The 24,156-nt window shown below is 66.4% G+C and carries 22 protein-coding genes and 1 pseudogene; 7 read left to right on the top strand and 16 right to left on the bottom strand.

Annotation, left to right across the window (positions count from 1 at the left end):
• Positions 1 to 63: 63 nt before the first annotated feature.
• Positions 64 to 1,926 (bottom strand): multicopper oxidase family protein, encoded by a 1,863-nt coding sequence (locus NWF34_RS10250; RefSeq protein ID WP_375295644.1) that lies wholly within the window; start codon positions 1,924 to 1,926, stop codon positions 64 to 66.
• 163 nt (positions 1,927 to 2,089) lie between these two features.
• Here NWF34_RS10250 and NWF34_RS10245 point away from each other — a divergent pair, with 163 nt between their 5' ends.
• Positions 2,090 to 2,704, top strand: a complete 615-nt coding sequence (locus NWF34_RS10245; RefSeq protein WP_258324945.1) for a TetR/AcrR family transcriptional regulator — start codon at positions 2,090 to 2,092, stop codon at positions 2,702 to 2,704.
• A gap of 120 nt (positions 2,705 to 2,824) precedes the next feature.
• Here NWF34_RS10245 and NWF34_RS10240 read toward each other — a convergent pair whose 3' ends face one another.
• The gene (locus NWF34_RS10240; RefSeq protein WP_258324944.1) at positions 2,825 to 3,238 is read right to left on the bottom strand and encodes an NUDIX domain-containing protein; all 414 of its coding nucleotides are present in this window, start codon (positions 3,236 to 3,238) and stop codon (positions 2,825 to 2,827) included.
• Positions 3,239 to 3,364: 126 nt separating this feature from the next.
• Here NWF34_RS10240 and NWF34_RS10235 point away from each other — a divergent pair, with 126 nt between their 5' ends.
• Positions 3,365 to 3,508, top strand: coding sequence for an N-acetylmuramoyl-L-alanine amidase (locus NWF34_RS10235; RefSeq protein WP_375295643.1), 144 nt, complete (start codon positions 3,365 to 3,367; stop codon positions 3,506 to 3,508).
• A gap of 83 nt (positions 3,509 to 3,591) precedes the next feature.
• A complete protein-coding gene (locus NWF34_RS10230; RefSeq protein ID WP_258324943.1) occupies positions 3,592 to 4,380 on the top strand; it encodes a DUF6159 family protein in 789 nt (262 codons plus the stop codon).
• Positions 4,381 to 4,611: 231 nt separating this feature from the next.
• Here NWF34_RS10230 and NWF34_RS10225 read toward each other — a convergent pair whose 3' ends face one another.
• Entirely contained in the window at positions 4,612 to 5,232 is a 621-nt protein-coding gene (locus NWF34_RS10225) for a tyrosine-type recombinase/integrase (RefSeq protein WP_258324942.1), read from the bottom strand.
• Positions 5,233 to 5,272: 40 nt separating this feature from the next.
• Positions 5,273 to 5,536: pseudogene (locus NWF34_RS25435) on the bottom strand (site-specific integrase); the annotation flags it as partial.
• A 301-nt stretch (positions 5,537 to 5,837) separates the two neighbouring features.
• Between NWF34_RS25435 and NWF34_RS10220 the strand changes: the two are divergent.
• The 4 genes from NWF34_RS10220 (at position 5,838) to NWF34_RS10205 (ending at position 7,001) form a co-directional block, all read left to right on the top strand.
• Complete coding sequence (locus NWF34_RS10220) at positions 5,838 to 6,011, top strand: hypothetical protein (protein WP_258324941.1); 174 nt, start codon at positions 5,838 to 5,840, stop codon at positions 6,009 to 6,011.
• A gap of 96 nt (positions 6,012 to 6,107) precedes the next feature.
• Entirely contained in the window at positions 6,108 to 6,344 is a 237-nt protein-coding gene (locus tag NWF34_RS10215; protein ID WP_258324940.1) for a hypothetical protein, read from the top strand.
• Entirely contained in the window at positions 6,341 to 6,595 is a 255-nt protein-coding gene (locus NWF34_RS10210; protein WP_258324939.1) for a helix-turn-helix transcriptional regulator, read from the top strand. The genes NWF34_RS10215 and NWF34_RS10210 overlap by 4 nt, the downstream gene beginning before the upstream one ends.
• A gap of 178 nt (positions 6,596 to 6,773) precedes the next feature.
• On the top strand, positions 6,774 to 7,001 hold the full coding sequence (locus NWF34_RS10205; RefSeq protein WP_258324938.1) for a hypothetical protein: 228 nt from the start codon (positions 6,774 to 6,776) through the stop codon (positions 6,999 to 7,001).
• A gap of 285 nt (positions 7,002 to 7,286) precedes the next feature.
• Here NWF34_RS10205 and NWF34_RS10200 read toward each other — a convergent pair whose 3' ends face one another.
• Genes NWF34_RS10200 through NWF34_RS10145 form a run of 12 tightly spaced genes read right to left on the bottom strand, consistent with a single transcriptional unit; the run spans position 7,287 to position 24,067 of the window.
• Positions 7,287 to 9,563: a fibronectin type III domain-containing protein gene (locus NWF34_RS10200; RefSeq protein WP_258324937.1), complete on the bottom strand. Its 2,277-nt coding sequence runs from the start codon at positions 9,561 to 9,563 to the stop codon at positions 7,287 to 7,289.
• 54 nt (positions 9,564 to 9,617) lie between these two features.
• On the bottom strand, positions 9,618 to 10,106 hold the full coding sequence (locus NWF34_RS10195) for a hypothetical protein (protein ID WP_258324936.1): 489 nt from the start codon (positions 10,104 to 10,106) through the stop codon (positions 9,618 to 9,620).
• A complete protein-coding gene (locus tag NWF34_RS10190) occupies positions 10,106 to 11,641 on the bottom strand; it encodes a hypothetical protein (RefSeq protein ID WP_258324935.1) in 1,536 nt (511 codons plus the stop codon). Before NWF34_RS10190 ends, NWF34_RS10195 begins: the two co-directional genes overlap by 1 nt.
• Entirely contained in the window at positions 11,641 to 12,432 is a 792-nt protein-coding gene (locus tag NWF34_RS10185; protein ID WP_258324934.1) for a cutinase family protein, read from the bottom strand. The genes NWF34_RS10190 and NWF34_RS10185 overlap by 1 nt, the downstream gene beginning before the upstream one ends.
• Positions 12,429 to 12,809 (bottom strand): hypothetical protein, encoded by a 381-nt coding sequence (locus NWF34_RS10180; RefSeq protein ID WP_258324933.1) that lies wholly within the window; start codon positions 12,807 to 12,809, stop codon positions 12,429 to 12,431. The genes NWF34_RS10185 and NWF34_RS10180 overlap by 4 nt, the downstream gene beginning before the upstream one ends.
• Entirely contained in the window at positions 12,806 to 13,273 is a 468-nt protein-coding gene (locus tag NWF34_RS10175; protein ID WP_258324932.1) for a hypothetical protein, read from the bottom strand. Before NWF34_RS10175 ends, NWF34_RS10180 begins: the two co-directional genes overlap by 4 nt.
• Positions 13,270 to 13,671, bottom strand: coding sequence for a hypothetical protein (locus tag NWF34_RS10170; protein ID WP_258324931.1), 402 nt, complete (start codon positions 13,669 to 13,671; stop codon positions 13,270 to 13,272). Before NWF34_RS10170 ends, NWF34_RS10175 begins: the two co-directional genes overlap by 4 nt.
• Before the next feature lies 1 nt (position 13,672).
• Positions 13,673 to 14,584 (bottom strand): hypothetical protein, encoded by a 912-nt coding sequence (locus NWF34_RS10165; protein ID WP_258324930.1) that lies wholly within the window; start codon positions 14,582 to 14,584, stop codon positions 13,673 to 13,675.
• Positions 14,584 to 15,297 (bottom strand): M15 family metallopeptidase, encoded by a 714-nt coding sequence (locus NWF34_RS10160; RefSeq protein ID WP_258324929.1) that lies wholly within the window; start codon positions 15,295 to 15,297, stop codon positions 14,584 to 14,586. Before NWF34_RS10160 ends, NWF34_RS10165 begins: the two co-directional genes overlap by 1 nt.
• 14 nt (positions 15,298 to 15,311) lie before the next feature.
• Positions 15,312 to 16,892: a hypothetical protein gene (locus tag NWF34_RS10155; protein ID WP_258324928.1), complete on the bottom strand. Its 1,581-nt coding sequence runs from the start codon at positions 16,890 to 16,892 to the stop codon at positions 15,312 to 15,314.
• Entirely contained in the window at positions 16,889 to 17,725 is an 837-nt protein-coding gene (locus NWF34_RS10150) for a hypothetical protein (RefSeq protein WP_258324927.1), read from the bottom strand. The genes NWF34_RS10155 and NWF34_RS10150 overlap by 4 nt, the downstream gene beginning before the upstream one ends.
• Positions 17,726 to 24,067 carry a transglycosylase SLT domain-containing protein gene (locus NWF34_RS10145; RefSeq protein WP_258324926.1) on the bottom strand — a complete coding sequence of 2,114 codons (6,342 nt, stop codon included), beginning with the start codon at positions 24,065 to 24,067 and terminating at the stop codon, positions 17,726 to 17,728.
• Between the last annotated feature and the right edge of the window lie 89 nt (positions 24,068 to 24,156).

Raw genomic sequence — 24,156 nt, 5'->3', positions numbered from 1 at the left:
GGCCTCGGCTGAGGAGACGACCGAACAGCCGAACGAGTCGGGAAGAACTCCACCCGACCTATGTCACGGCACCACCCGGTAGCGCAGCATCATGTCGTGATCCTCGTGGCCGAGGATGTGGCAATGCCAGACGTAACCCTGTAGATCCTTGGTGACCATGCCGTGAACCGGTGTGGCTCCGGCGTGGTGGTGCCCCGGCGACATCGACGGTGCCACCTCGTGACCACCCGACGGCCGGGTCCACGACTTCGTCGGGTCGGAGGAGAAGACCGCGTCCGGATCGAAGCCGAGTTCGTCGGCGGTCGGGAACCGGACGACGATCGAGGTCACGTGCCCGCCGGTCGCATGCACGGTGTCCTTCCAGCCCGCCTCCCAGGCCGCCGGGCCGCGCATCGGTCCCGCGTAGAAATCGCTCGGATCGGGTGCCCAACGGGTGCCGATCGGCGGCTGCGGATTCGCCGCCTGATACTCGACGGTGCGTAGGGGCCGTCGTCCGAGGATGCGGAACATGACCAGATGCAGGTGGACCGGATGCGGGTCCGGGGTGATGTTGATGATGTCCCAGCGTTCGGTGGTGCCCGCCCGCGGCTTCTCTATCTGGGGGTCGGAGTAGCGCAGATTGTTCAACGACATGATGGCCGGCGGAACACGCAGTTCGTAGGGCTGGGAGACGCTGACCTGTCGGACGCGCTGCGGTTTGGCGATCGGCGGGATCAGGGCTGGCCGTCCCCTACCGCCTCGCAGCGTCGTGGGGACGCCTCGTCGGTCGCCGCGCGCGGCGCCGGCGATGAACCGGCAGAACCGTGTCATGGCCACCTCGCCGAGCATCAGAGCCTGGAACGGCGGCACCAGGTCGTTGCACAGATCCACGGTCTCTCCTGGTGCGAGCGAACCGAAGTCGACCAATAGATCGAACCGCTCGCCGGGCGCCGCCTGGAACGAACGGGTCGCGACCGGAGCGTTGAGCAGGCCGCCCTCGTTGCCGATGACCCAGAACCGCATGCGGTTGGAGAAGAAGAGGTTCCACACCGAGAACGACGCCGCGTTGATCAGCCGGAAACGGTACAACCCACGAGCCACCGTCATCTTCGGCCACACCTTGCCGTTGACCAGCCCGCGGTCGCCGACCGCGCCTCCCTCCCACATCCCCTGCGGGACCACCGGCGTCGAGCGCAGTGACTGATGCCCGTCGGGACGGAAGATCTTCTCCTGCAGGATGAGTGGGATCTCGTACTCACCCGCGGGGAGCCCGAGTGGGTTCTGGGGCGTACCGGTGTCGTGATCGTCGCGCAGGAAGTACATCCCGGCGAGCCCGGCGTAGACGTTGGCGCGCGTGATCGCCATCGCATGGTCGTGGTACCAGAGATGCCCGGCCTCTTGACGATTGGGGAATTCGAACAAGGCCGTGCCGTGATGCGGCAGCATCAGCCGTTCCGGGTTGCCGTCGAATTCCGGTGGGGTGGCACCGCCGTGGAGATGCATCGAGGTGACCGGCTCGTCGCGGTACCGCTCGGCGACGCCATGCAGGGAGATGTCCAGATCCGCGGCGAAGATGTGCTTGCCGAGTTCGCTGCGATAGTGCACGGTGGTCTGCTCGCCGACGTGCGCCTCGATGGTCGGCCCCAGGTACGACTCGTCGTTGTACGCCATCGTCGGCACCTTCGGCTGATCCCGGTGGAACCGACTGCTCGTGGTGCGCGCGACGATGTCGATCGGTTGTGTGGGCGACGAGGTGATGATGCTCGGCACCGGGAGGTCGTCGACGTACGGGGCCATCTCCGGCGAGTGGAAGATGGTCGGCAGCTTGATGTCAGGCACGGGCGCGGCGCTCGACGAGCCTGCGCCGAGGCGGCCCGCCATCGCGGCCGACGCGGTGGCGGCAGTTGTCCTCCAGAGAAACTGCCGACGATTGATGCTGTGCCCCACGCGATCCCCTAACCCGAACGGACTCGAAACGAGAGAACAATACCATCGGTATGGTTCTCTCGACCCGACCAAGGCAACCCACGAATGCAACATCGCCGCTGGTCGCCGTGGTGTACTCGGTTGCGAACATCGTCCGCGCCGACCAGAGAGGATCGCCCCACCGATGACCGAGTCCCGTCGGAGCGCACGCCTCCGCGCCACCGACTGGGTAGACGCCGCATTCTCGCTGGTCACCTCCGAAGCCGGCGGTGTGCACGGGGTCACGATCGCGCGGTTGTGCACGACGTTGGGCGTCACCAAGGGCAGCTTCTACTGGCACTTCAGAGACCTCGACGCCTTGTGGGAAGCGATGGCGGCGCGCTGGCAGGAGATGAACCGTCGACGCGTCGCCGACCTGGACGAGCTCTCCGAGGTGCCGCCCGAGGGCCGCCTGATCGCTTTGTCGACGATGCTCGTCAGCAGGGATCATCTGACGGTGGAACGTGCCATCCGGAATTGGGCGCGCAGCAACGACACCGTCGCCGAAACGGTGCGCAACATCGACACGGAGATCTTCGAGGCAGTCGAGGCCATCTTGCGAGAATTCGAGATGAGCCCGGGCCAAGCCCGCCTACTGTCCGGTGTCTTGGTCTACGCCGGTATCGGCTACATCCACGGGCACGAAGGCCTACCGATCATCTCCCCGGAGGACATCCAGCGCGCGATACCCGGATTGTTGTCCTTGACCGTGGCCGAACCGCCGGCCGATCCGGACGCGCCCGGTCCAGGCGTTCACTGACGCGTGCGATTAATCCTGTCGTGGGCTGCAGTTGCAGGATCGCGACCCCGAATCAGACGCGCTGGACAGAGATAGCCCTTCTGACCCGGAGGCGGCGACTCTGCGTTCGCGACCGATCGCTCAGATCAGTTCGGGCAGTACACATTCGGTCAGCGGTGCGAGATCCGGCGGCAAAACCGAACCGTCGAGCGGCTGCCAGCGCAATTCGGCGATCTCGGCTGCCGGGCTCAACGTGTCCGCATCCCGATCCAGCGGCGTCGAGCAGACGAAGACCGCCGCCTCGACGTCGAATCCGTCCTCGTTGGCGGCGACGGCCCGATAGTCGCCGCGCGGCTGCAGCTGGGCGGGGTCGAGCTCGAGCTGTAGTTCCTCCCGGCACTCCCGGATCGCCGTCTGCAGCGCACTCTCACCGGGTTCGGGCTTGCCCCCGGGAAACATGAATCGGGCGGTGCCGCGCTTGCGCACGGTCAGGACTGCGCCGGTGGTGTCCCGCAGGACCACCGCACTCACCCGGATGACAGCCGAATCGACCACAGGGGCACCTTATGTCGCGCACCCGCAGGCAGCGGGCCCCGGGTGGGTACGACGTCGGCGTACCTCGAACCACTCGCGCAGCTCGTCCTCGAACGCGACGGCACGTAACGGGTGATCGCCGCCGGGGTGGCCTGGCATGCCGGGGCCGGTTCCCATCCGGGCTGGCCGACCGACAACGCGAACTGGCATGTCATCGGGATCGAGGCGGTGAACGACGGCGGCGGCCAGGCCTGGACCGGAACCCGGATCACCCGACTCGCCCGCCCGTGAGCTGACATGCCGGATTTGTCCGAAATGGTTGTTACTGTGCACGGGGCCATTCTCTCCGGCCATCGGCTACCGAAAGGAACGGCGTGGCATCCTCCTGGGAGATCCTGAAGGCATCGGCGCGGATCTTGCGCTCCCGCAAGGAATTGGCGGTGTTCCCGGTGCTGTCCGGTTGCACCCTGGGCATCCTCGCCATCGCGTTGGGCGCGTTGGTCGTCAGCATTCCGGGACTGCGGGACTCCACCGCAGCGCTGGTCATCGTGGTGGCGGCCTCCTACTTCGTCGGGGCGTACGTACTCACCTTCTGGCAGGCAGCGCTCATCTCACAGGCAGACGTCACGCTCGACGGCGGCGACCCGAGCGTCGGCGGCGGTATCGCTCGGGCGACGAAGGCCGGAGTGCGCCTGGCCCCGTGGGCAGTGGTCGTCGCGACCGTGTCGTTCCTGCTGAACGTCGCCGAACGTCGTCTGCCGCAAATCAGCATCGTGTTCGACATGGCATGGAACGTGACCTCTTTCCAGGTCTTGCCGATGATGGTTCTCGAGGGCGAGTCCGTGCCCGGTGCCGTGCGGCGCGCCAAAGAAGCGTTCCGGGAGGTCTGGGGCCGCAACGTCGTCGGTGTCGCGAGCATCGGGCTGATCTCGCTTGTGCCGGCCGTGCCCGGAGCTGTCCTGATCTGGTTGGCCCTCACCAAGCTCGACGGCGCGATGATCGTCGTCGTGGCGCTCATCGGAGTTCTGTTCATCGCCGCGGGCGCCGTCATCGCATCCGCACTCAAGGGCATCTACCAGACCGTGCTGCACCACTACCTGGTCGACCGTCGGATGCCTGAGGCGTTCGGCGGGATCGACGGAAACCAGTTGGTTCGTACCTAGCGAGCTGCCACTCCGCCCGGCAGGGCAGCAACGATGTCCGAAATGAAAACACCCTTTCCGACGGATCGGAAAGGGTGTTTTCTTGTGGAGCTAAGGGGACTCGAACCCCTTGCCTGACCTGGCGTTTTACCCTCTGACCTGCACGGGAGCGCATCGGATACACACGGGGACGCATCCCGCGACCAGGGCTTTTACGCCAGTGTGTGTATTCAATACACACACCGTCGAGGGTCATGCAGCCGATCCGAAGTACCCGGCGACGACGTAGGCCGCGTGATCGTCGAGGGCCTGACGGCCTTTGTCGTACACGTCGAGGGTGGTGCTGATCTGGGCGTGCCGCGCCGACAGCTGCACGGTGCGCGGCTGGGCGCCAGCGTCGAGCGCCCCGACGACGAAGGTATGCCGCAGCACGTGCGGAGACACCGCCACCGCGGTGATGCCGGCCTTCTTCGCGCACCGCTTCACCACACGGTCGGCGGAGCGTCTGGTCATGCGCGTGCCGTCGCGGCGCAGGAGCAGCGGCCCCGAGGTGCGGTCGCCGATCGCGGCGTCGACGGCGCGCTGCACCGCGGGCGGCATCGGCACCAGGGCAGGTTTGCCGCCCTTCCCGATGAACCGGACGCAGCGGTGGGCCTTGGCGATCTCGTGACAGTCGGCGACGTCGAGGCTGCACGCCTCGGAGACGCGCAGCCCGCACATGCCCATCAGCACGACCAGCGCGTGATCGGCCGCACTCGACGCGGCCGCGGCAGCGGTGAGGCGCTGCATCTCGTCTCGGGTGAGCGCGATCCGATCGTTGTTGTCGGAGCCCGCTTTCGGCCGTCGCACCAGGCGGCACGGATTCTTCGCCACGAGATCGTCGTCGAGGGCGAGTTCGAAGAACCCGCGTCAGGGTGCCAACGCGGTGGTTGATAGTCGACGCGCTGTTGCCGCGCTCGTCACGCAGCCAGCGCATCCACATCTCGACCAGCGGCCGGGAGGCGTCGGTGATCGGGTGCTTGCCGTGGAGCTCGCACCAGCGAAGCCAGGCGGCGAGGTCCTGGCGGTAGGCGGCGCGGGTGTTCGGAGATTCCCAGCGGGCGAGGAACGCCTCGACGAACAGATCGACGTCGGCGGGAGAAAGAACGCAGGGTTGGGTAGCGTGAGACACGGTCATCCTTCAGATAGCAGCTGAACGGGTGGCAAGGCCTCGGACGGTGTTGGTAGCACCTCCGGGGCCGACCTTCTTTCTACCCGCGAGAAGCCAGGTTATGCCACCGGGATTGGCGGGCCGACGGTCCAGAACCCCGTCTCTGTCACACCCGAGTGCCTACTCTCAATACATGCCTCCGAATCACTGCGCTTGCGGCGCACCCATAGTTCACACCGGTTCCCGCTACGAGTGCCAGGGCCGTTCGTTCTGCGAGATCCGGTCGACGGGACGCGAAACGGTCTGGCTCAACACCAGTCTCGAGGACATGCCGTTCGCCGCCATCCAGAAGGGCGACTTCGTGCAACTCGAAGAGGGGTGGCGCGAGGTGGTGGATCGACAGGATCGAGAGTTGGTGTTCGGCCGCGGCAGAACCCGCAAGTTCTACAGCGAGGTGGAAGGTCTGGGGTTGGGCTACATGGTGAGGCGTCCCGTTCGCTAGTACGGACGACAAAGCAGCCCCACCCTCATGCAGAGGATGGGGCTGTTGTCGGAGCTGGGATGCGCGGGCGCGCACGAACGGCGATACCCTCAGCCGATGGAGGACGAATACACCCGCCGCCAGCGCGAGCTGTCGCGGCACCGCAGCGAGGAGACCAGAGCTTGGCTGCGCCTGGGTATCGACCTTGTCGTGCTGGCGCTGGCCGTGACACTGGGCTGTGCGGTGGTGATCGAACTGGCCGGCGGCCAACATGATGCGGGCACCTACGTGCGCGCCGGGATCGCGCTCAGCCTCGCAGCGGTCGTGGTGTATCGACGGATTGCGCATCCATGACTGACGAACCTCGTTCGCTACAGATCGCCCAGCGATTGCGTGGATTCCTTTACGACGAGGGCGTCCCAGCCATCCGCCTCGCCCAAGCTCTGGGCCTGAGCCAGTCGAAGATCGCACGCCGCATGACAGGAACAGTGGCACTGAGCATCGACGAACTCGATGTCATCGCCGACGTCCTCGGCATACGGTTCGAGTGGCTCGTCACTGGCAATGGCAATGGTCCCCGCTTCCGGCCGACCACCCAGGACTGAACGTGGAAGCACGGTGGTCGCTGTCTGCGAACCATTCTCGCCAGTCCGGGTGACGCGCGTCCCCCTCGACGAGGCGCCGGCAGTGCGGGCAATCCGGGTCATAGGGCGGGCGGTAGATGCGGATGCGTGGAGTCACGGGGTTTGGACGCAGCCCCGGTGCCGGTGGTTCCATGACCGGATGACCGATCGGGATGTGCTGCGCGCCGCGGCCGAGGCTGTGCGCGCGGTGATGCGACGCCAGCAGGCGGAGATGTCGCAGGCCGCCGACGGTGGGTGGGCGCCACCGGACCCCGACCTCCTCGAGCTGGCTGTTGAGTGCGACGAGGTGATCTACAGCCAGCGGGCCGAGGCGCCGGCTCTCACCGACCGGCTGGCCGCGGTGCTCGGCGACGCGTGGGAGCCGTGAACAACGCGGAAGCGCCCCACCTCGCAAGAGGTGGGGCGCTTTTCACCGTCCTGCGCATCGACGGCAGAGGGTCCGTTCGTGTGCCTGCTCCCACGTCCGTCGGTGGACCTGGCCTCTACGTGGGCGGCCCCGCCGATCCAACAGTCCTTGCCGGCGGGCGGGAGTTCTAGGCCGAAGCCGGTGCTGTCTCCCCGCACTCCCCATCATAGGTGCTGGGGTGTGACAAATCCCTGAAACCGTTTCGTGCGGATGTCACCCCCGCCCATATCGGGAGTTATGAGCGGGTCAGGCGTTGGTCAGCTTGAAGTTGTCCAGCCGGGCCGTGGTGTCTGCCAACCCGACCGCCACCTTGCCGCTGGTGGTGATCGACGTGTCGGTCACAGACGCCACCTGCACGCCGTTCACCAGGACGGTCAACGTCGAACCAACGGCACGGAACTTCACCACTGCACCCACCGTGAACGTGCCGGCAGAGATCGCGCCGATCTGGGAATTGGTGCCGCCGACAGACTTGTTGATGGTTCCACCGCCCGTCGAGGGGGTGATGATCAACCGGTAGTAGTTGTTGCCGTCGGCGCGGCGCAGCATGATCTGCTCGTTGGATGTGCCCAGCACCGACAGGGTCACCTCGATCGCCTGATCGGCTGCGGTGTGGTCGAGATAGCAGTAGGCGGTGCCGGTGGTCGTCTTGCCGAGCTGGTTGCCGATGATCGCCATCCCGGACTCTGCTGTCCACGGCAGCACTGCGCCACCGTTGGCGGCATCGGTGGACCCCACCGCACCGTCGGCACGATTGAACGAGTCCGAGGCGACGGTCGTGATTGCGATCGGAGTGACCGAGTTCGACGCCTCCGACTGTGGCGACCAGTTGCCTGCCGCGTCCCCGGCTGACACCTTGAACGTCACCGCCGCCCCGTTCGCTGAGGGTGCGTTGATCGGCGACCCCGACCCGGTGGCAACCGGGGTGGCATAACTGTCCGCCGAGGAGTACACGCGGTAGGAGACGACGCCCACATTGTCCGTGGCCCCGGAGAACGTGACCGTTGCCTGGCCGTCACCGGCGGTCGCCGAGACCGAGGTGGGCGCGGTCGGGGCGGTGACATCAGTCGGGGTCGTCACGGTCGCCGACACCACGTTCGACGGATCGGACGGGCCGACCGTATTGATGGCGGTCACCCGGTACTCCCATATCCCGGCCGCGAACCCCGTCACCGGAATCGAGGTGGCAGTGGAGATGCCGTCGAAGTAGGTGAACCAGCGGGTGGTGCCCTGCTGGCGGAACTGCACCACGTAGTCAGTGATCGCCGATCCGCCGTTGCTGCCGGGGGTGACAGTCAGGGTGGACTGTCCGGCTCCGCCGGTCGCCGAGATCGTCGGGGCCGCCGGCGGTGTGTTCGAGGCGTAGGTCGCCCATCCCTTCTTCACTAGCTGCTTGGCGATGAGTTTGCCGACCACCGCGTATCCGGTTTCGTTGGGGTGGGTGTCGGAGGTGGACTTGAGGATGCCGTAGGGCGTGGTGTCGTGGTTGATGCGCGCCTGGTCATCGGCGTTGGGGACCAAACCGCCGACCTGCATGCCGATGTCAATGAAGTCGCGGCGCAGGTCGTAGAAGTTGTTGGGCCAGCGGGCCGCCCGGTCGGTGTTGATGCCGATCATCTTGTTGCGGCGGATCAACTGGTTGCCGGTGGTGTCGTCGCGGTCCTCGGGATAGGTGAACTCCCCGACGATCAACGCCCGCTTGACCACCGGTGTCAGTGATCCGAGGATCGCGTCGATGTCCCGGATCACGTTCCGCATCGTCGCGTCCACCGAGTACAGGTTGTTCTGCGCGCACATGATCACCGTCGTCTCATCGACGTAGGTGGTGGCGCTGACGAGGAACGGGGTTCCCGGTGCGACCGGGGTGGCGGTACCGGAACTGCTGCGGGCGAACGTCCACACCGGATCGCCAGAGGATTGCAGGGTCTCGGTGAGGGTGCCGGCGACTCCCGCGAGGGTGCCGGCGTAGGTGTAGGCCGATGATCCGTTGGTGCGGTAGTCGCCGGTCGGCTGGATCGCGGTCACCGACACCGCCGTGGTGTCGGCGGGGATCTGGTTGCCCGCCAGGGTGAGCAGCGGGACGATGCCACCGGTGCGGATGGCGACCTCAGTGGAGGTTTGTCCACCGATGCCGAGGTTGCGCACGGTCACTCCGAGTGCGGAAGCGAGGGCGGCTTCGAGGAGTCCGTTGTCGGAGTAGATCCACGAGTGTCCCTTGCAGGTGATCGTGGCGGACGGGACGACCGGACGCGTGCCATCCCATCGCAGGGGGGTTCCGTCTGCGCCGATGACGCTCGGCCCGGGTGCTGGCTGCGCCTTCTCGGCGGTGGACAGCGCAGTGGCGGCGGTCGACTGTGCTGTCGCCGCTGTCGTCTGTGCCGTGCTCGCGGCAGTCTGCGCCGCCGATGCCGTTGATGCGGCGTTGGAGACGGCGGGAAGGGCGGCGATCTCGGTGCGGACCGCGGACGGGAGTCGCTGACCGGCGCTGGCCGTGTCGTCGATCGAGATCAGTTTCTTGGCCATGGGTCAGGCTCCAATCGTGAAGAGGCCGGTGCTGCCGTCCTCGGTGAGTCCGGTCTAGCCGGCGTTGATGGTGAACAGTCCGGTGCCGTCGTCGGTCAGCGAGACACCGCCACCACCGCCGCCGGGCTCGTATTCGTCTTTGCGCACATATGTGGCGTCGAGGACCTCTTTGCTGGGGACCTCGAGTTCGTCGAGCGCGATCTCGGCGGCGGTCTTCGCCGCCTGCACGAGGGTGGAGACCGGGGTGCCGGGCGGGATGGAGATGGCGGCTTTGATCCGGTCGGTGACATCGCCGCCGGCTTCGGGGATGTCGATGGTGACCGATTCGTTCAGGTAGGCGCCGAGGCCGGTGATGCGCCACTGGGTGGCGGCGATGTTGGTGATGGTGGTGGGGGTGCCGACCGTCGAGGTGATGGTTTTCGGTGGCCCGGAGATGACGAGTTTGCCGGACTCGCCGTGCGGCGACACCGGCTGCCACCACAGGTCGATTTCCGCGTCGGGCGTCCCGAACCCGTCGTCGAGGGTGTAAGTGATAGTGGGCATCAGGCGGTCTCCTCGGGTGCGATGGTGATGTCGGCGGCAGTCCAGTTGTCGCCCGTACCGGACGGGTAGATGAGGCCGTTGCGGCGGGACAGCATGGCGACCCAGCGGCGGCCGAGACCGGCCCCGACCACACCAGTGGTGTCATCCCAGGTGAGGATCGGCTCATTTTCTTCGTCGTTGGGGTCACCGAAGTACGCCTGATACAGGTAGTGGGTGTCATCGTCGGATCGGATGCGCCGCAGCGTGTACCGACCCGATCCGGGAGCTTCAACGACGGGTGTGCGGGCGGTTCGCGAGTTGTAGGCGCCGGTTTCGATGACGACGCCGGAGTACTTGGTAGTCAGCCACACCCCGGAGCCGAGGCCGGACGTGCAGCCGATGCCGACGCCGATGATCTCCTGGTCGAGGTCGGCGTCGAATCCGGCTTCGACCAGATCGGTTGCCAGTGGTTGGTGGTACATGATGGCGCCGGGGGCGGTGGCGATCGAGCTGCCTGTGTATTTGACCTTGTTGCTGCTGATGCCCATGCTGCCGTAGGCGATCCAGCGCGGGCCGAGACTCGACCGGTTGAAGTCGTCGAAGAAGAAGCGGGGGACGTTGGTCTGTCCGACGTCGATGCCGATGGACACGAACGGGCACGGCCCGACATACATGGAATCCCGTGTGGTGGTGGGGATCGTGGCAGGTGCAGGGATGGTGGACGGGTTGCGGCCTGACCCGGAGGAGTACGGCCGGAAACCCGGCAATGGTGTGGGGTTGGGGAAGTTGACGCCTGCGATCGCTACAGACCCTGATCCGGTCATGCGGAATTGCACCTCGAAGGTGTCCCCGACGTCGGCGATGATGGACGCGCTCTCCATGAGGTGTTGCATCCAGCCGATCGTCAAGGGCACGTCACCGGCAAGGTTCGGTGACGAGTAGACGAGGGTGGATGAGCCGTCAGCCTCGAGTTTGTACACGTCGAGGTTGAAGGTGGTGACGGTTCCGGTTTTGGATGCCAGCCACGTCAACACTTTTCGTTCGGCCGCCGACTTGAAAATGACGGTCGCCCACGGTGCATAGTTCGCGGTTGCTTTCACGGTTGGCGGGGTGGTGCTCGGAGTGATCGTGCCGAAGACGTCGTCGCCGCGCTGATTGCCGAACTGGTCCGGGTCGTCGATCCACAAGTCGTGGGTGATCGTGAACGTCGGCAGGTGCAGGAACGCGAACGGGAACGACGGCGTGCCGGTGCGGTCCGGGCCGGTCTCCCACACACCCATCCCCGACTGAAGTGCAATCACCTGCTGCACATAGTTGACCTGCGTGCCTACGCTGACGACGGACTCGATCGCGTCGACGGCCTTCTCGTTGGTGTCGAGCAGCCACTCGCCGAGCGCATCCGCGATGGGCTGGCCGACGACCGGAATGATGCCGATGATGCCGATCAGGATGCGAATCGGCACGTCGGCCATCGCATCCCAGAATCGGTCCTTCATCTCCTCGAAGGTTTCTTCGTCGGCGATCCCGGGCTTCGGGCCGGGATAGTGCCAGGGCATCAGGTCACCCTTCGCAGTACTTCAGCCGCGGCGCGCTCCAGCATGGTCGCACCTCCGCCGATCGGCCGCCGGTTGTACACGGTGTGCGTCGACGGCATTCCGAGGCCGAGGTAGCCGCGGGCGTCACGTCCGGCGCGGTCGTAGCGACCCCAGTTGCGCGGGTCCCACCAGCCGCCGAGCTGCGAGTCGATCTCACGCCGCGTCGCCGGGTCACCGAGCTTGACCAGCACGTCACGCGCCCACACTGTGCGGTCGGCGAGCTGCATGCGCGGGGTCAGCGTCGCGATGACCCGCAGCGGCGAGCGCGGCGCGCAGCAGCAAATCACATCGGCCGGATGGTTGACCGCGAGCACCCGCGAGTCGACGTACTGCCGGCCACGCGCGGGGGCGGCGATCCCGTAATCGGCGAGACCGTTCGACCCGGGATTCGACGGGTTCGCCACCACCACCGCCAGCTTCACCTGCGGGAACTCGGCCATGACCCCCGACGATGCGAGGTCATCGACGACGTCTGCGCCCGCCGAATAGCCGACCAGCACCACCACCGCGCCCGGGTCGTCGTTCGCGATGATCGCGAGCTCGACCCGCACCTGCGCCCGCCCGATCCGTTTCGTGGTCTCGTAGTCGGGGGCGGTCGGGTTGCGCTGCCCGTTGATGAACCCGTAGGCGGCGGGATAGGGCACCTCGACGTGCCACCACCCCTCCCCCAGCCGGTCGACGAACTGCGACAGCATGTTCCGGCCCATCGGTTCACCGATACCGCGGACCGTCACCACATACCGTGCGCTCACAGCACTCGCCGCACATGTTCACGCGCCGTGCGGATCTCGCTGACCGCGTCCACATGACCGGCCTGCTCGAGCAACGGTATCGCCGTCTCCACCGCGTGGGTCAGGTCATCCACCGCACCCTTCAGCTCCCGCAACTCCACCCGCAAGCTCTGGTTCTCCTGCCGGATGTCGGCGGTCATCTTCGCGGCGATGCCGGTGAGGATTTCGGCGGCGCCGGCGTCGGTCTGCTCCGCTTCGGCGATCGACTTGGCGGCCGTCGCTCGTTCGGACCCGCGTTTGGATACCGCAGTGATCACCGCGATGACGACGCCGCTGACGACCGCCCCGACCCCACCACTGGTGAGTACCGACGCGACCGATCCCATTGTACCGCTCATGATTTCGTGACCTTCCGAAGTCGATTGGCGTCGACCAGTCGCAGCACGTCACGCAGCGCGATGAGTCCGACGAGCATGGTGAAGCCGATGAACGGCCACAGCGCGTACATGCCTTTCCCGATCCACGACGCCTGCAGCACGGCGGCGACGTAGGAAGTCAGTGCGAAGGTGAGACCGACGTTGGCGCCGATCCCAAGCCCGGGGCCCAGGTCGCCGATCCATCCGCTGCTGCGCCGCGCCAGGTAGGCGACGAGCGTCAGGACGGGACACGCCACCGACAGCCAGATCCAGGCGCTCTGCGCGACACCCCCCATCTCCTCCTCCACGACGTTGGGTGCGGAGGTGATGAGCATGTAGAGGCCGCCGATGAAGATGCACGGGTAGAGCACGATCTGGCAGAGGGTGCCGCCGTGGACGATGAGGTGGCGCAGCCGTGGCCACGCCACCTCGAGCCAGCGCGTCACTCGATCGGCTCGTCTCGCACCGACAGGACTTCGCCCTCGACCACGTTGATCTTTGGTGTCAGGTTCGGGCGGCCGAAGACGAGTCCGAGGGTCAATGAGGCTGCGGCGTAGATCATTCCCTGCTGCTCGGTGTCGAGGTCGGCGCCCGCGACCACGACAAGGGGCAGCGCGGCCTGCACGACCGCGAGGATGCCGGGCACGATGTTCTCGCGCACCGAAGCGAGCACGACGAGCGCGAGGACTGCACCGACGAACGTCTGGATCAGTGCCTGCGTCGTCGGTGACACCGGGGTGAGGAAGCCGGACACGAGCGCCACGACCGACATGATCGCCGCACTGATCGCGGCGGGTTCGCGCCCAACGATCAGGCGTGCGGGGGTGTGGGTGGGGACAGACATGTCACTGCTCCTTGGTGTCGGTGGGGTTCTTCACGACGCCGAGTGGGTCGTAGAAGCCGGGGATGCCGAGCGATGCGCCGATCGCGGCGAGTGCGTCGACGACGGTGCGGTCGCCGAGTTGCGGCCAGCCGGGGAACGACTTTTCGAGGTCGACGACCTTCTTGCCGTCCACGGTCTTGTAGACGAGGTCACGCGCGCCGACGAGCTGCTGGCGGATGTCCTTCGTATCCGACCCGATCGGGCCGTTGAAGGCCTTCGTGAATTCGTTGATCTTCTCGACGTCTGTGGCCATGGTGGTGCCTCCAATTCCGAAGAGGGTCTTGAGTTGTGGGATGGACAGGTCGGTGTAGTTGGCGTCGCACGCACCGAATGGGGCGCACGGCACGCGGTCGGAGTACTGGTGCGCGAACCGGTTCGGGTATGCGTAGGACTGTCCGGGCTGCACGTCGTAGTGCGGCACGATCAGTGGGACGGTCCCGCGGTTCTGCCACAGGGCGGGGTCGGCGCGCGGGTTGTAGTAGCCGATCACCCGGGATCCGCCCAACCACTGACGAACCCGGCGGATCTCGTCGTTGATCTCGGTGCTGTGGTCGCGGTTCGGGATGGCTCCCTGTGAGGACCCGGCACCCGATTCGACGTCGACCATGCAAACGATGCGCGGGTCGATCCGCCCGCCGCGGGTGACCACCTGGCGCCACAGGTCGCAGTTCGCGGCGCCGGGGCGGAAGTAGTAGTACGGGATGACGATGTCGAGGTCGCCGCGGTCGAGTGCGGCGAGTGCCCAGGTGAGGTTCGCGTCGGCGTTGCGGTCGCGCTGGTCACCGCTGTTGGTGCGGAAGGAGAACACCCGGTGCGGGTACTCTTCGTTCACCAACCGCTGGAACTGCGAGACGTCGGCCCAGAAGGTGCCCATCAGCGGTTCACCGCCCGATCGAGTAGCGCGGCCAGTCCATCGGTGAACGTGCGGTTTCCGAGTTGGCCCCAGCCGTCGAACTCGCCGGCGTCCCGGGAACCGGCACCGCACAGCTGTTCTCGCGAGTCCTTCGTGTCCGAACCGATCGGTCCCATGTACGCCTGGGTGAATGCGTTGACCTTCGCCGCGTCGAGCGCGGTCTTACCGACTGAGCCCTTCAGGCGGCCGTCGACGATGCGTCGCTGCACGAAGTCGACCAGACGCTGCGACGCGCCATCGCCAGAGGCGGTGCCGTGGTTGAGCTGGAAGTGCATCTCGTCCTTGCGGGACCAGTCCGCACCCCAGAAGATGATGCCCTCGAACTCGGCGAGCCCGCGGCGGATCGCGGCCACCCGGTCGGGGAACACCCGCGCCATGCGGTCGCCGCCCCACGGGTACTGCGGGGCGTTGATGTCGAGCGCGGTGCCCGACAGGTGATTCGACGTCGCGACGTCGTTCGTGTTCGACCACCCCCACGTCGGCGACACGATTTCGCCCGGGACGTTGGCGTCGTACCAGTGCGCCCACGCCGACAGTGCCTCGAAGGCGAAGCCCTTCCGGACCGGTGCGGTGTCCATGAACGCGAGCCCCTGGATCAGGATGCATTCGTCGCGGTTGACCATGCGCCAACCGTTTTCGGAGTACTTGTAGCCGTAGGCCTCTCGGAAACTCATTGCAGTCCTCTCGACTAGGTGCTGTTGGCGGCGCCGCGTGACCATTGGCCGGCGCCCTGGACCCCCGCGATGAGCCGCGTCCACGGGCCCTTGGCGCGTTTGTCGGAGCCGACGGTGAGGGATTCACGCATCCGCTCCCCCGGCTTGGAGGTGACCGACACCCCGGACACGTACTTCTCGACGGTGTTGCCGCGGTCCCAGAACGTGACGATGTCGCCGTGCCGGTAGCGGCGCGCGGTGCCGTCGTCAGCGCCGAAACTGATCCCGAGTCCGTCGGGACGCCCGGAGCGTCCGGTGATTTCGAGCTGCTTGTTCCCGCCGTGCTCGTGCAGGGTGGTCTTGCCGATCGCATACGAGTCGATCGACCAGGCGGCGGTGTTGTCGGCGAAGATCTCCGGCAGCGCGTCGTCGTCACCGAGTTCGTCCTCGAGGTCGTGGTCGACGAACACCTGGTAGGCGAAGAAGATGTCGTCGAACAGGTCGCCGACGGTGACCGCGAGACCACCGATACCGCCGAGACCGGGGATGGTGGCGATCACGCCGATGATCGCGGCGATCGCGAGGTTGGCCCCGATCTCGATCAGGTCGTTGACCATGGACGGGCTTTTGCCGCCGACGATCGCCCGGACCGCGTCCGGCGCGTTGACGGTCAGCTCGTACGACTCGATCTGGCCTTCACCGTCGGTGCGGAACTGCACTTCCCGGCGGTCCCGCTTCTCGTGGGTATCGAAGATGTAGCACGCCTTGTTCGCCGCGAAGGAGAACAGTCCGTTGTTGACCGGCTTCATCAGCTGACCGAGGTCGAGGAAGTGGTCGGAGGTGTGATCGATGATCGACTGCAGTGCACCCAGGCTCGACGTGTTGAACACCTGCGGGGAGGTGCCGCGACCGTCCCACAGGTCGACCGACACCCCCAGCTCGAGGCGCTCCACCGACTGCTTGAACAGCTCATCCATCTGGGTGAAGCGCGCCATCAGGCCGACGATGTTCTCGGTGGCGTCGTAGATGGTGTCGAGGACGTCCTCGAACGAGTTGAAGTCGTTGAGGTTGTTCTGCGACCACGCCGACGGCCATTTCAGCGGCAGTGCACAGTAGAACGGCTTGTTCAGTCGGGTGAAGTTCTTCGCCAGATAGTATTTGAACACCGGATCGGGCGGCCCAAACATGATGTCCTGCTTGCCCGTTAACCCGATTTGGATTTCCGGCGGGAACAGCGGATTCACCCACGCGTAGGAGCGTTGCAGCCAGATCTTGTTGCACACACCGGTGTAGAGGAACTTCTCGCGGCCGGGTTTGCCGATCTGCTTGCGCTGCATGACCCGGCCGGTGAACGGCATGCCGCGCAGCCCGGCCCGGAACTGGTAGATGTGCCGGTCGATGTCGGCCTGGCGGATCTCGTCGTTCAGGGGGTGGTCGGGGCGAAGTTCGAAGGCGAACTTGCCCGGTTCGAGGTCCCATGTCCAGTTGATGCCGGCCTCGTTGTAGGAGCCGATCGGCCGCCAGTCGATGACCGGGTTGTTGCGGACACCGATGTCGAGGTAGTCGAAATCGCCCGGCCCAGAGGTGTTGGGGCGGGCGTATCCGGGGGCGGTCATAGCGCGGCGTGGAACAGTTGCGGGACGACGACGCGCAGGCTGGTGGCGCTGGTGATGCCGGTGCCGGTGATCGTCACGGGAATCTGGAGGTTCTCGGCCGGCGCTTTGACGCGCCACCGCTGTCCGACCTTCCAGGTGCGGTCACCGCTCGCCGAGTGCTTCACACTCCACCGGTCGGGGTCGGTGTCGATCTCGAGGGTCTGTCCTGCCGTCAGGTTGCACGAGGCGGGCAGGGTGACGGTTTCGCCGGCCATACCGATCGTGATGTTGCTGATCGGGCCGGTGACCCGGTACCACGGCCACGACGACTCGTCGCCTTCGTTGCCGACGGCGATCGACCCGAACTGTGATGAGGGGAAGGTCTTGTCGAAAGGCTTCTTCCGCCACCACGATTCGTCCGACATGAGCTTCACCGCGTCCGCGCAGCGTCCGACGTGGAACATGGTCGAATACAGCGGGGTTTCGGGTTTCGCCGCCAACCGCACCTCGACGAACCGGCCGGTGGCCAGAGCCTCGAGACGCATCAGTTTGCCGTCGCGCGCCCAACCACGGCCGAGGCCTTTGCGCCAGCGGCGCAACAGATCGAGGGCGTCGTTGCCGGGAAGTACTGGGCCCACCCACACCTCGAGCTCGATGACCGACTCCTTGTCGTCCCGGCCGACGACCGAGACACCGGCCTGTCCCACCCCGGTCGTCGTGTCGAGCTCGAACTCGGCGCCGTCGATTCCCTTCACCGTCTTGAGCCGCACCGGACAGGTGGGTGACGACAGATTCCACGGCACCCCGTACAGGTCGGTGAGGCGTAGCCGCGGTTCGTACGGCATGACGGGCATCTACACACCCATCGCCATGCCGACGAGCCCGGCCGCACTGGGTGACTGGTCGTTCTCCACCTTCACGTGAATGTCCTGCCCCTCCTTGACCGCACGGATCAGCTCGTTGAGCTGCTGGGAAATCTGGCTGGCGAAGTCGCTGATGATGCTGTTGGCGAATCCGCCGGTGGGATCGTTGGCGCCGGTATCGAACTGGGGCATCGCGTTGCCGAGGTCGACTTGCCCGGTCAGCAGCATCTGCGCGTACGGTGCGGCCATCCCGGCCACCGACGACGCCCCGCCGACCCCGAGGGCGAGCCAGTCGTACAGGCTGGTCGGCTTCATGTAGTCGCTGTCATCGGCCGAATAGCCACCGAACCCGGCGGTGCCGCCGGACGCGTACCGGCCGACCTTGTCAGCGTTGATCGCCTTGAGCAGACGGCGATACTTGATCGCCATGGCCCGCCGGGTGACTTCCTCACCGGGGGTGAGCAGCGCGGGGACGGTGTCGCTTATCCCGGTCCCCGGGACAGTGCCACCGACCCACATCTTCGTGATGCCGGGCTGCTTGATGGGCTTGGCCTGGTCCTCAGCGAGCTTCTGCTCGGCGACCGCCAGATCCTCCCGCGCCTTGGTGACATCGTTCTCGGCGCGCGTGACGGCCTGCCGGGCGCTCTCGATCTGGGACGGCTTCGGGTTCTTGCTCCCCTGAACCTCCTGGAGCTTCATCTGCGCGATCCGCAGCTTGCCCTCGGCCTCCTCGAGGACCCGTTTGCGTTCGGCGACGGCGTTCTCCGAGCCGAGCACCGACGACAACGATGTTCCGCTACCGGCACCTGACCCGGACCCGTTCAGCTCGTTCTGCGCCTGCTCGAGCTCGCGGGCCCGCTGAATGATGCGTTCCTGGTACTCCTTCTCCCCGCGCCACCAGAACGGCTGGAAGGGGTTACGCAGCTTCAGCTCGAACGCAGTCGGCGGACCCGTCGGGACGCCGGTCGCCCCGGGTATCCCGGGTGTCGCTGTTGCGCCGGACGACACGGTTTCGGCGAGCTTCTGCTCGGCGAGGCGCTGCTTCTCAGTCGCCGCGATGACGTCGTTCTTCGCCTTCGCCACCGCCTGCTCGGCGGCCTCGCGCTGTGAGGCCTTCGCCTTCGGATTTCCCTGGATCTCCGCGAGTTTCAGCTCGGCGAGGCGCTGTTTGTTGACCGCCTCAGTGTGCTTGCGCTTGGCGTTGGCCACGAGGTTCTCGGCGACGCTCCGTTCCGCCGGAGACACGGCCGGCTCAACAGCGGTCGGATCGGTGATCGCCAGCGCCGGGTCGACCATCGGGTCCGCGTTGGGATCAGCGGGCACAGCAGGCACCGCCGTCGACGAATAGCTGGTGCCGGCAGGCCAGTTCGTGACATAGACGCGCACGTCGCCGCCCTCGTTAATCTTCTTCAGCAGCGGACGGTTCTTCTCCGCAGGCCCCTTGCGAATGACCTCCTCGCCAGGGGTCGTGAGGATCGGCACCGTGTCACGGTTGCCGCTGCCGGGGATGGTGCCGCCATTGGCGTAACCGTGCCCCTTGCCCCACATCGCACCCAGGTCGTCGCCGTAGCGGGCGCGGTAGTAGCGCAGCGCGGCGTTCATGTTCGCCCACGGATCAGAGCGATTGTCCGACAGCGACGGATCACGGTACGTGGCGAAAGTGCCGGGCGTGACCTGCAACAGACCCACGGCCTCGTTGCCGCCGGAGTTGACATCCTGCACGCCCTGCACGACGCCCGGGTTACCGCCGGACTCCGACCCGATCTGCGCCAACATCAGATCCTGGTTGCGCTTGTTCGGCTCGAATCCGTTGCGGCGCAGCGCCGCGATGACCATCGGCCGCCAGCGCTCCACGTCGGCACCGCCACCGATCGCCGGACCCATGTACTTCGTCGCGAGATCACGGAGGCGGGCGGTCATCGCGTCGTTCATCTTCGCGAACACACCCTGCGGGACCTGACCCATCCGGCCGCCAAACGTCGCTGCACCCAGGTTCTTCTCGACCTGCGCCCGTAGCGGGTTCAGCGTCTCCGCGATCATCTGGGCCATCGACTTCTGCACCGCGGGTCCGCCCGATCCGCCGGCCATCGACACCAGCCGGCCCGCGAACGACCGCATCGCAGCCATCGCCCAATGGACGTGGTCCGTGTGGTCGGCGTTGGTGCCAGCACCGTAGTCCAGCGGGGACCCGGACTTCAGGTTCTGCCAGCCCTGCAGCGGCCAGTGGATGAGTTCCTCGACCGGCTGGGAGCGGTTGAGTTGATAGATCCAGCGCGCAATCTCCGGCATCGGCCCAGCGAGGTCCAGGGCGCGCTGCCCCATGTGGTTGTCGAAGCCGGAACCGACGTCGGCATACCGCGTGCCGGACGTAAGGACGACGCCCGGGAACGCGGTGCGCACCGCATCCCACATGGTGCGCTGGATCTCCGACGTGATCTCCGCGCCACCCTGGATGGTGCCGCCGGAGGCGAACGCCATGTCGCCGCCGAGGTACTGGTCGGTGCCCTTCACGCGGCGCAGCTGGCCGGAGCGGGCCAACGCGTTCATCCGGTTCACCGCGTTCGGCCCGCCGACGGCGCGTGTCCACTCTGGACGCATGATCGCCTCGCCACCGGAGAGGGCCAGGCGGCCGCCGGTTGGGGATGCGAACTGGTGCACGTCGCGGCCCGGGGTGTAGCCGGGGAGCACGCCACCGGTGGCGAACCCGATCGGGTACGGGTTCATCTTCGATGTGCCGATCAGGTCGGCAACCGAGTTCCACATGCCGACGAGGCCGTTGTTGAAGACGGTTCCGATGGTGAATCGCACTGGGGCGGCGGTGGCCTCACGTACTGAGTTCCATTGCGCTGCGATCGCGGACGCGCCGGTGCCGAATGAGGCTGCGGTGTTGCCGACCGCGCCGCGCATCGCGGCGAGTACCGGGTCGACTGTGCCCTGGTGCACGCCTTGCACGGTCGATCCCACCGACGCGATCGCCGGGTTGATCTGCCCGGTCGCCGCGGTCTGCATTCCCATGGCGGTCGCGGCGATGTTGCTGCGCATACCGGCCAGCGCGGGCACGACCAGCCCGGCGACCGTCGACTGCGATACCTGCCCGACTCCGCGCACCGCGGGCCCGATGACGTTGCCGGCGGCGGTCGTGACCGCGGCCCCGGTCGCCGTCCACGCCGCCTGCACTGCAGCGGTCTGCTCCGCGGTCGCCAGGCCGTACTCGGTGACTCCGGCGGTCGCCTCGGTCATCGCCGGATCGAGTTGTGTGTCCTTGACCTGGGAGACCGTCGCGGCGACCTGGCCGAGCGCATCCGGCAGACCCATCCCGGGTACCGCGACGGTAGCCGTCCCCGGATCGGACATGGCGGCTGCGGTGTCCCCTCCCGCGGGACCGCTACCAACGGGTCCGCCGGTTGCGAGGCGCTGCGCGTTGACCGCGTGCATGAACGACAGCCCGTACCGTCTGACGGCGGCGGCCTGCATCATGAACTCGCCGTTCGACCCCCACAGCGGCACCGAATCCGATGTGGCGGTACCGGGGCCGACGATCGGTCCGCCGGTCGCCTTCGGTTTCGGCTTGAGCGACTTGAAGTACTCAGGTTTGAGCGGTATTCCGCCGTTGCTCGGATCGATACCCCGGACCTCACGGCCCTGCGGGTCAACGTAGGTCACGGTCATCGCGACCTGGTGACCGCGGATCGCGTCGATGTTCCGCTGCACCACCGCGGCTGTGCCGTTGTCGGTGACGATGATCGTCTTGCCGTTGTTGGTTCGAACGGCCAGCCCGAGCCTGTGCAGGGTGTCGAGCACCTCGGGAGCCAGCGGAGCGTCGACCACGATGTTCTTGTGGTTGTCGACACGGATCTGCGCACCGATACTCCGCAGGAGGTCGAACGCCTGCTGGCCACCCGGAGCGGTCACCGACACCGGCTTCTCACGAGGCAGGCTGTTCAGCTGCACCAGCAGGGTGCCGACGCCGGCGTTCGCCTCGTCGAGACCCTCCACGTTCAGACGAGTCGCGACGACATTCGGGATGAGACCGTAGGCATCTGCGAGGCGGTTGGCGGCGTCGATGCTCATGCCGTGGGCGGTGAGTGAATCGATCAGCGCTTGGCGCTGCTCGACGAGCTTCTTGCGGGCGATCTCGGCCGCCTCCGGAACCGATTTACCCTGCGCGCGGGCGGCTTCGAACGCTGCCGCCGCAACCTGATTGAACGCTTCCGCCTGCTTCTGGACCGCGTCCTGGAGGGCGGAGCCCTTCTCTGTGGTGAAGTCGATCTTGCCGTTCGCCAGCACCGCCGCGGTACCGGCCTCACCCAGCGCCTTCGCCAGGTCGCGGATACCGTCAGACCACGACTGCTGCGCCTCTTCCTCAGTCTGCCCATCAGAGTTCAACTGACTCAGAGCTTTTGCGAGTTTGTCAACCTTCGACGCGGCGCCATCGGTGGACTCTTCGAACTCGGTCATCGCCTCTGTCATGGCACCGACCGCAGTGTTGTTCTTGTCGAACGACACACGCATGTCACCATTCGCCTGGGCGAGGCGCTGCGCCTTGGTCTTCGCGTCGTCGGCCTGCTTGGCCAGCCGCTCGAGTTCGAGTCGCGCGTCGTAGGCCGACACCCGGGTGTCCTGATCGGAATTCTCGCGATCGTTTTGAATCGCGATCAGCTGATTGCGTACCCGCTCATACGCGTCGCCCTGCTTCAGGATCGAGTCGACCGTGTCCTTGTTGCTGAACCCGAGATCCGTCATCGTCTGCGCGAGAGTCTTATTCGACACCGCGAGCTTCTTCGTATCGTCGTCAGCCTGCTTGAGCACGTCGGTGCGCAGAGCGGACGTGATCTTGCCACCCGCACGACCGATCTGGTCTGCCCACGACTCCGTCTGAGCGGCCGCCTCCTGCGACTTCTGCTTGTCCTCCTGCTTCTTCTTGATGAACGCACCGAGCGCGATCGTGGCACCCATGATCGCCAGCCCCCACGGTCCGCCGAGTGCGCCGATCAGGCCGCGCGCACCGGCGGCCATCCCTGCCGTCGCAGCTGAGAAGGCGCCTGCCGTCCGCGGCATTGTCGATGCGCCGGACGACGCGCGAAGGAACGCCGCCTGCATCGACATCAGGGTCGGCGACGTGTTGCGAACCGTCTGACTCATCGCAATGGTCGAGGCCTGCAAACGACCCATCGACTGGCCTGTAATCGCTGCTGCCCGCTGGACGTTCGCGACCCGCTGGCTGTATCCCTGCCAGACGCCACCGACACCCGCGACACGTTGCTGCAGACTCTGCATCTGGCCGCCCAGGAGTCGTTGCGCGATACGCATGGCGACGACGGCCATAATGGCCGACTGGATGGGTCCGGGCAGATCCCCGAACGCTGCGCCAACCATGGATGCGACACTGCCGATCGCTCCGAGCGCCGAGCCTGCACCCTGAAAAGCCGCCATCCCGGGCCCCTCCAAGAGGGTGATGAACCCGTTAGCGATCGGCATGAGCTTGTCGCCGATACCCGCAGCAGCATTCGTCGCCGATGCACGCAGGATTCGCAGACGATTCGCCATTGAATCGCTGGTATTTCCGAAATCGCCCTGCATGATCGAGGTCTGCTCGAGGATGGCGTTGTACACCGCCTGCACGCGAATGGCCGGCGTCAACGCGTCGGAGGTGCTGGCGACCAGGCCGTCTTTCATGGCCTGGTTCTTGATGGTCGCCTCGTTGAGCAGCACACCGTAGGCCTCGATCGGATCAGACTCGCCGCGGAACGCCGCGCCGAGCGCTTCGACCGCCTGCTCGGGGCTGGTGTTGCGGAAACTCGCCATGTCCGAAGCCAGGGTCGTCATCTTGATAGAGAAGTTCGCGAGGCTGTCTCCAGAGAGGTTGGCCTGCTTGCCGTACAGCGCCATGGTCGACGCGCCCTCACGTGCCTCGACGTTGCTCTGACCAATCGCTCGTGCCGCGGTGGACGCCCAGTCCTTCACTTTCTGCGCGGACGACCCGAACGACACGTCGACGGCGTTGGTCGACTCTGCTAGGTCCGAAGCGGCGAACACGGCGCGCTTCATCCCCTCGACCACGGCAGCCAATCCGACACCGACTCCGGCCATCTCGAGTGCGCCACGAGCCCGTCCGGCTGCCGCGACCACCGAGTTCGACGACCGCTCAACCGCCCGGTTCGACCGCTCGACGTTCTGATTTGCCTGCGCGATCTGGTTCTGTGAAGACGCGTACCGCTGTGCAGCGGTGATCGCCCCGGCGCGAGCTGAGTGCACCCGCGCTTCCAGCGACATCAGCCGCTGGGTCGGAGTATTACCTGCCCGTCGTGCGTCAGCGAGCTGCTGTTCGGCCATTCGGAGGCGTGTAGATGCCGCTTGCGCACGACTGTAAGCAGCGGCACTCGCGCTCGACATCTGCTGCGTGGCACGACCGGTGTTCTCCG

This window comes from Gordonia sp. GONU (genome assembly GCF_024733855.1).
Classification (GTDB): Bacteria; Actinomycetota; Actinomycetes; order Mycobacteriales; family Mycobacteriaceae; genus Gordonia; species Gordonia amicalis.
The sequence above is the reverse complement of the archived record's forward strand: the minus strand, read 5'-3'. Positions and strand labels throughout refer to the sequence as shown.

Bases quoted from the DNA above. Each gene is read 5' to 3' on its own strand.
- NWF34_RS10220 (WP_258324941.1), top strand. From the start codon at position 5,838: ATGCCGTTCGCCGCCATCCAGAAGGGCGACTTCGTGCAACTCGAAGAG.
- NWF34_RS10200 (WP_258324937.1), bottom strand. From the start codon at position 9,563: ATGGCCAAGAAACTGATCTCGATCGACGACACGGCCAGCGCCGGTCAG.
- NWF34_RS10195 (WP_258324936.1), bottom strand. From the start codon at position 10,106: ATGCCCACTATCACTTACACCCTCGACGACGGGTTCGGGACGCCCGAC.
- NWF34_RS10160 (WP_258324929.1), bottom strand. From the start codon at position 15,297: ATGAGTTTCCGAGAGGCCTACGGCTACAAGTACTCCGAAAACGGTTGG.
- NWF34_RS10215 (WP_258324940.1), top strand. From the start codon at position 6,108: ATGGAGGACGAATACACCCGCCGCCAGCGCGAGCTGTCGCGGCACCGC.
- NWF34_RS10245 (WP_258324945.1), top strand. From the start codon at position 2,090: ATGACCGAGTCCCGTCGGAGCGCACGCCTCCGCGCCACCGACTGGGTA.
- NWF34_RS10190 (WP_258324935.1), bottom strand. From the start codon at position 11,641: ATGCCCTGGCACTATCCCGGCCCGAAGCCCGGGATCGCCGACGAAGAA.
- NWF34_RS10150 (WP_258324927.1), bottom strand. From the start codon at position 17,725: ATGCCCGTCATGCCGTACGAACCGCGGCTACGCCTCACCGACCTGTAC.
- NWF34_RS10155 (WP_258324928.1), bottom strand. From the start codon at position 16,892: ATGACCGCCCCCGGATACGCCCGCCCCAACACCTCTGGGCCGGGCGAT.
- NWF34_RS10180 (WP_258324933.1), bottom strand. From the start codon at position 12,809: ATGAGCGGTACAATGGGATCGGTCGCGTCGGTACTCACCAGTGGTGGG.
- NWF34_RS10205 (WP_258324938.1), top strand. From the start codon at position 6,774: ATGACCGATCGGGATGTGCTGCGCGCCGCGGCCGAGGCTGTGCGCGCG.
- NWF34_RS10145 (WP_258324926.1), bottom strand. From the start codon at position 24,067: ATGGCCGAACAGCAGCTCGCTGACGCACGACGGGCAGGTAATACTCCG.
- NWF34_RS10165 (WP_258324930.1), bottom strand. From the start codon at position 14,584: ATGGGCACCTTCTGGGCCGACGTCTCGCAGTTCCAGCGGTTGGTGAAC.
- NWF34_RS10170 (WP_258324931.1), bottom strand. From the start codon at position 13,671: ATGTCTGTCCCCACCCACACCCCCGCACGCCTGATCGTTGGGCGCGAA.
- NWF34_RS10210 (WP_258324939.1), top strand. From the start codon at position 6,341: ATGACTGACGAACCTCGTTCGCTACAGATCGCCCAGCGATTGCGTGGA.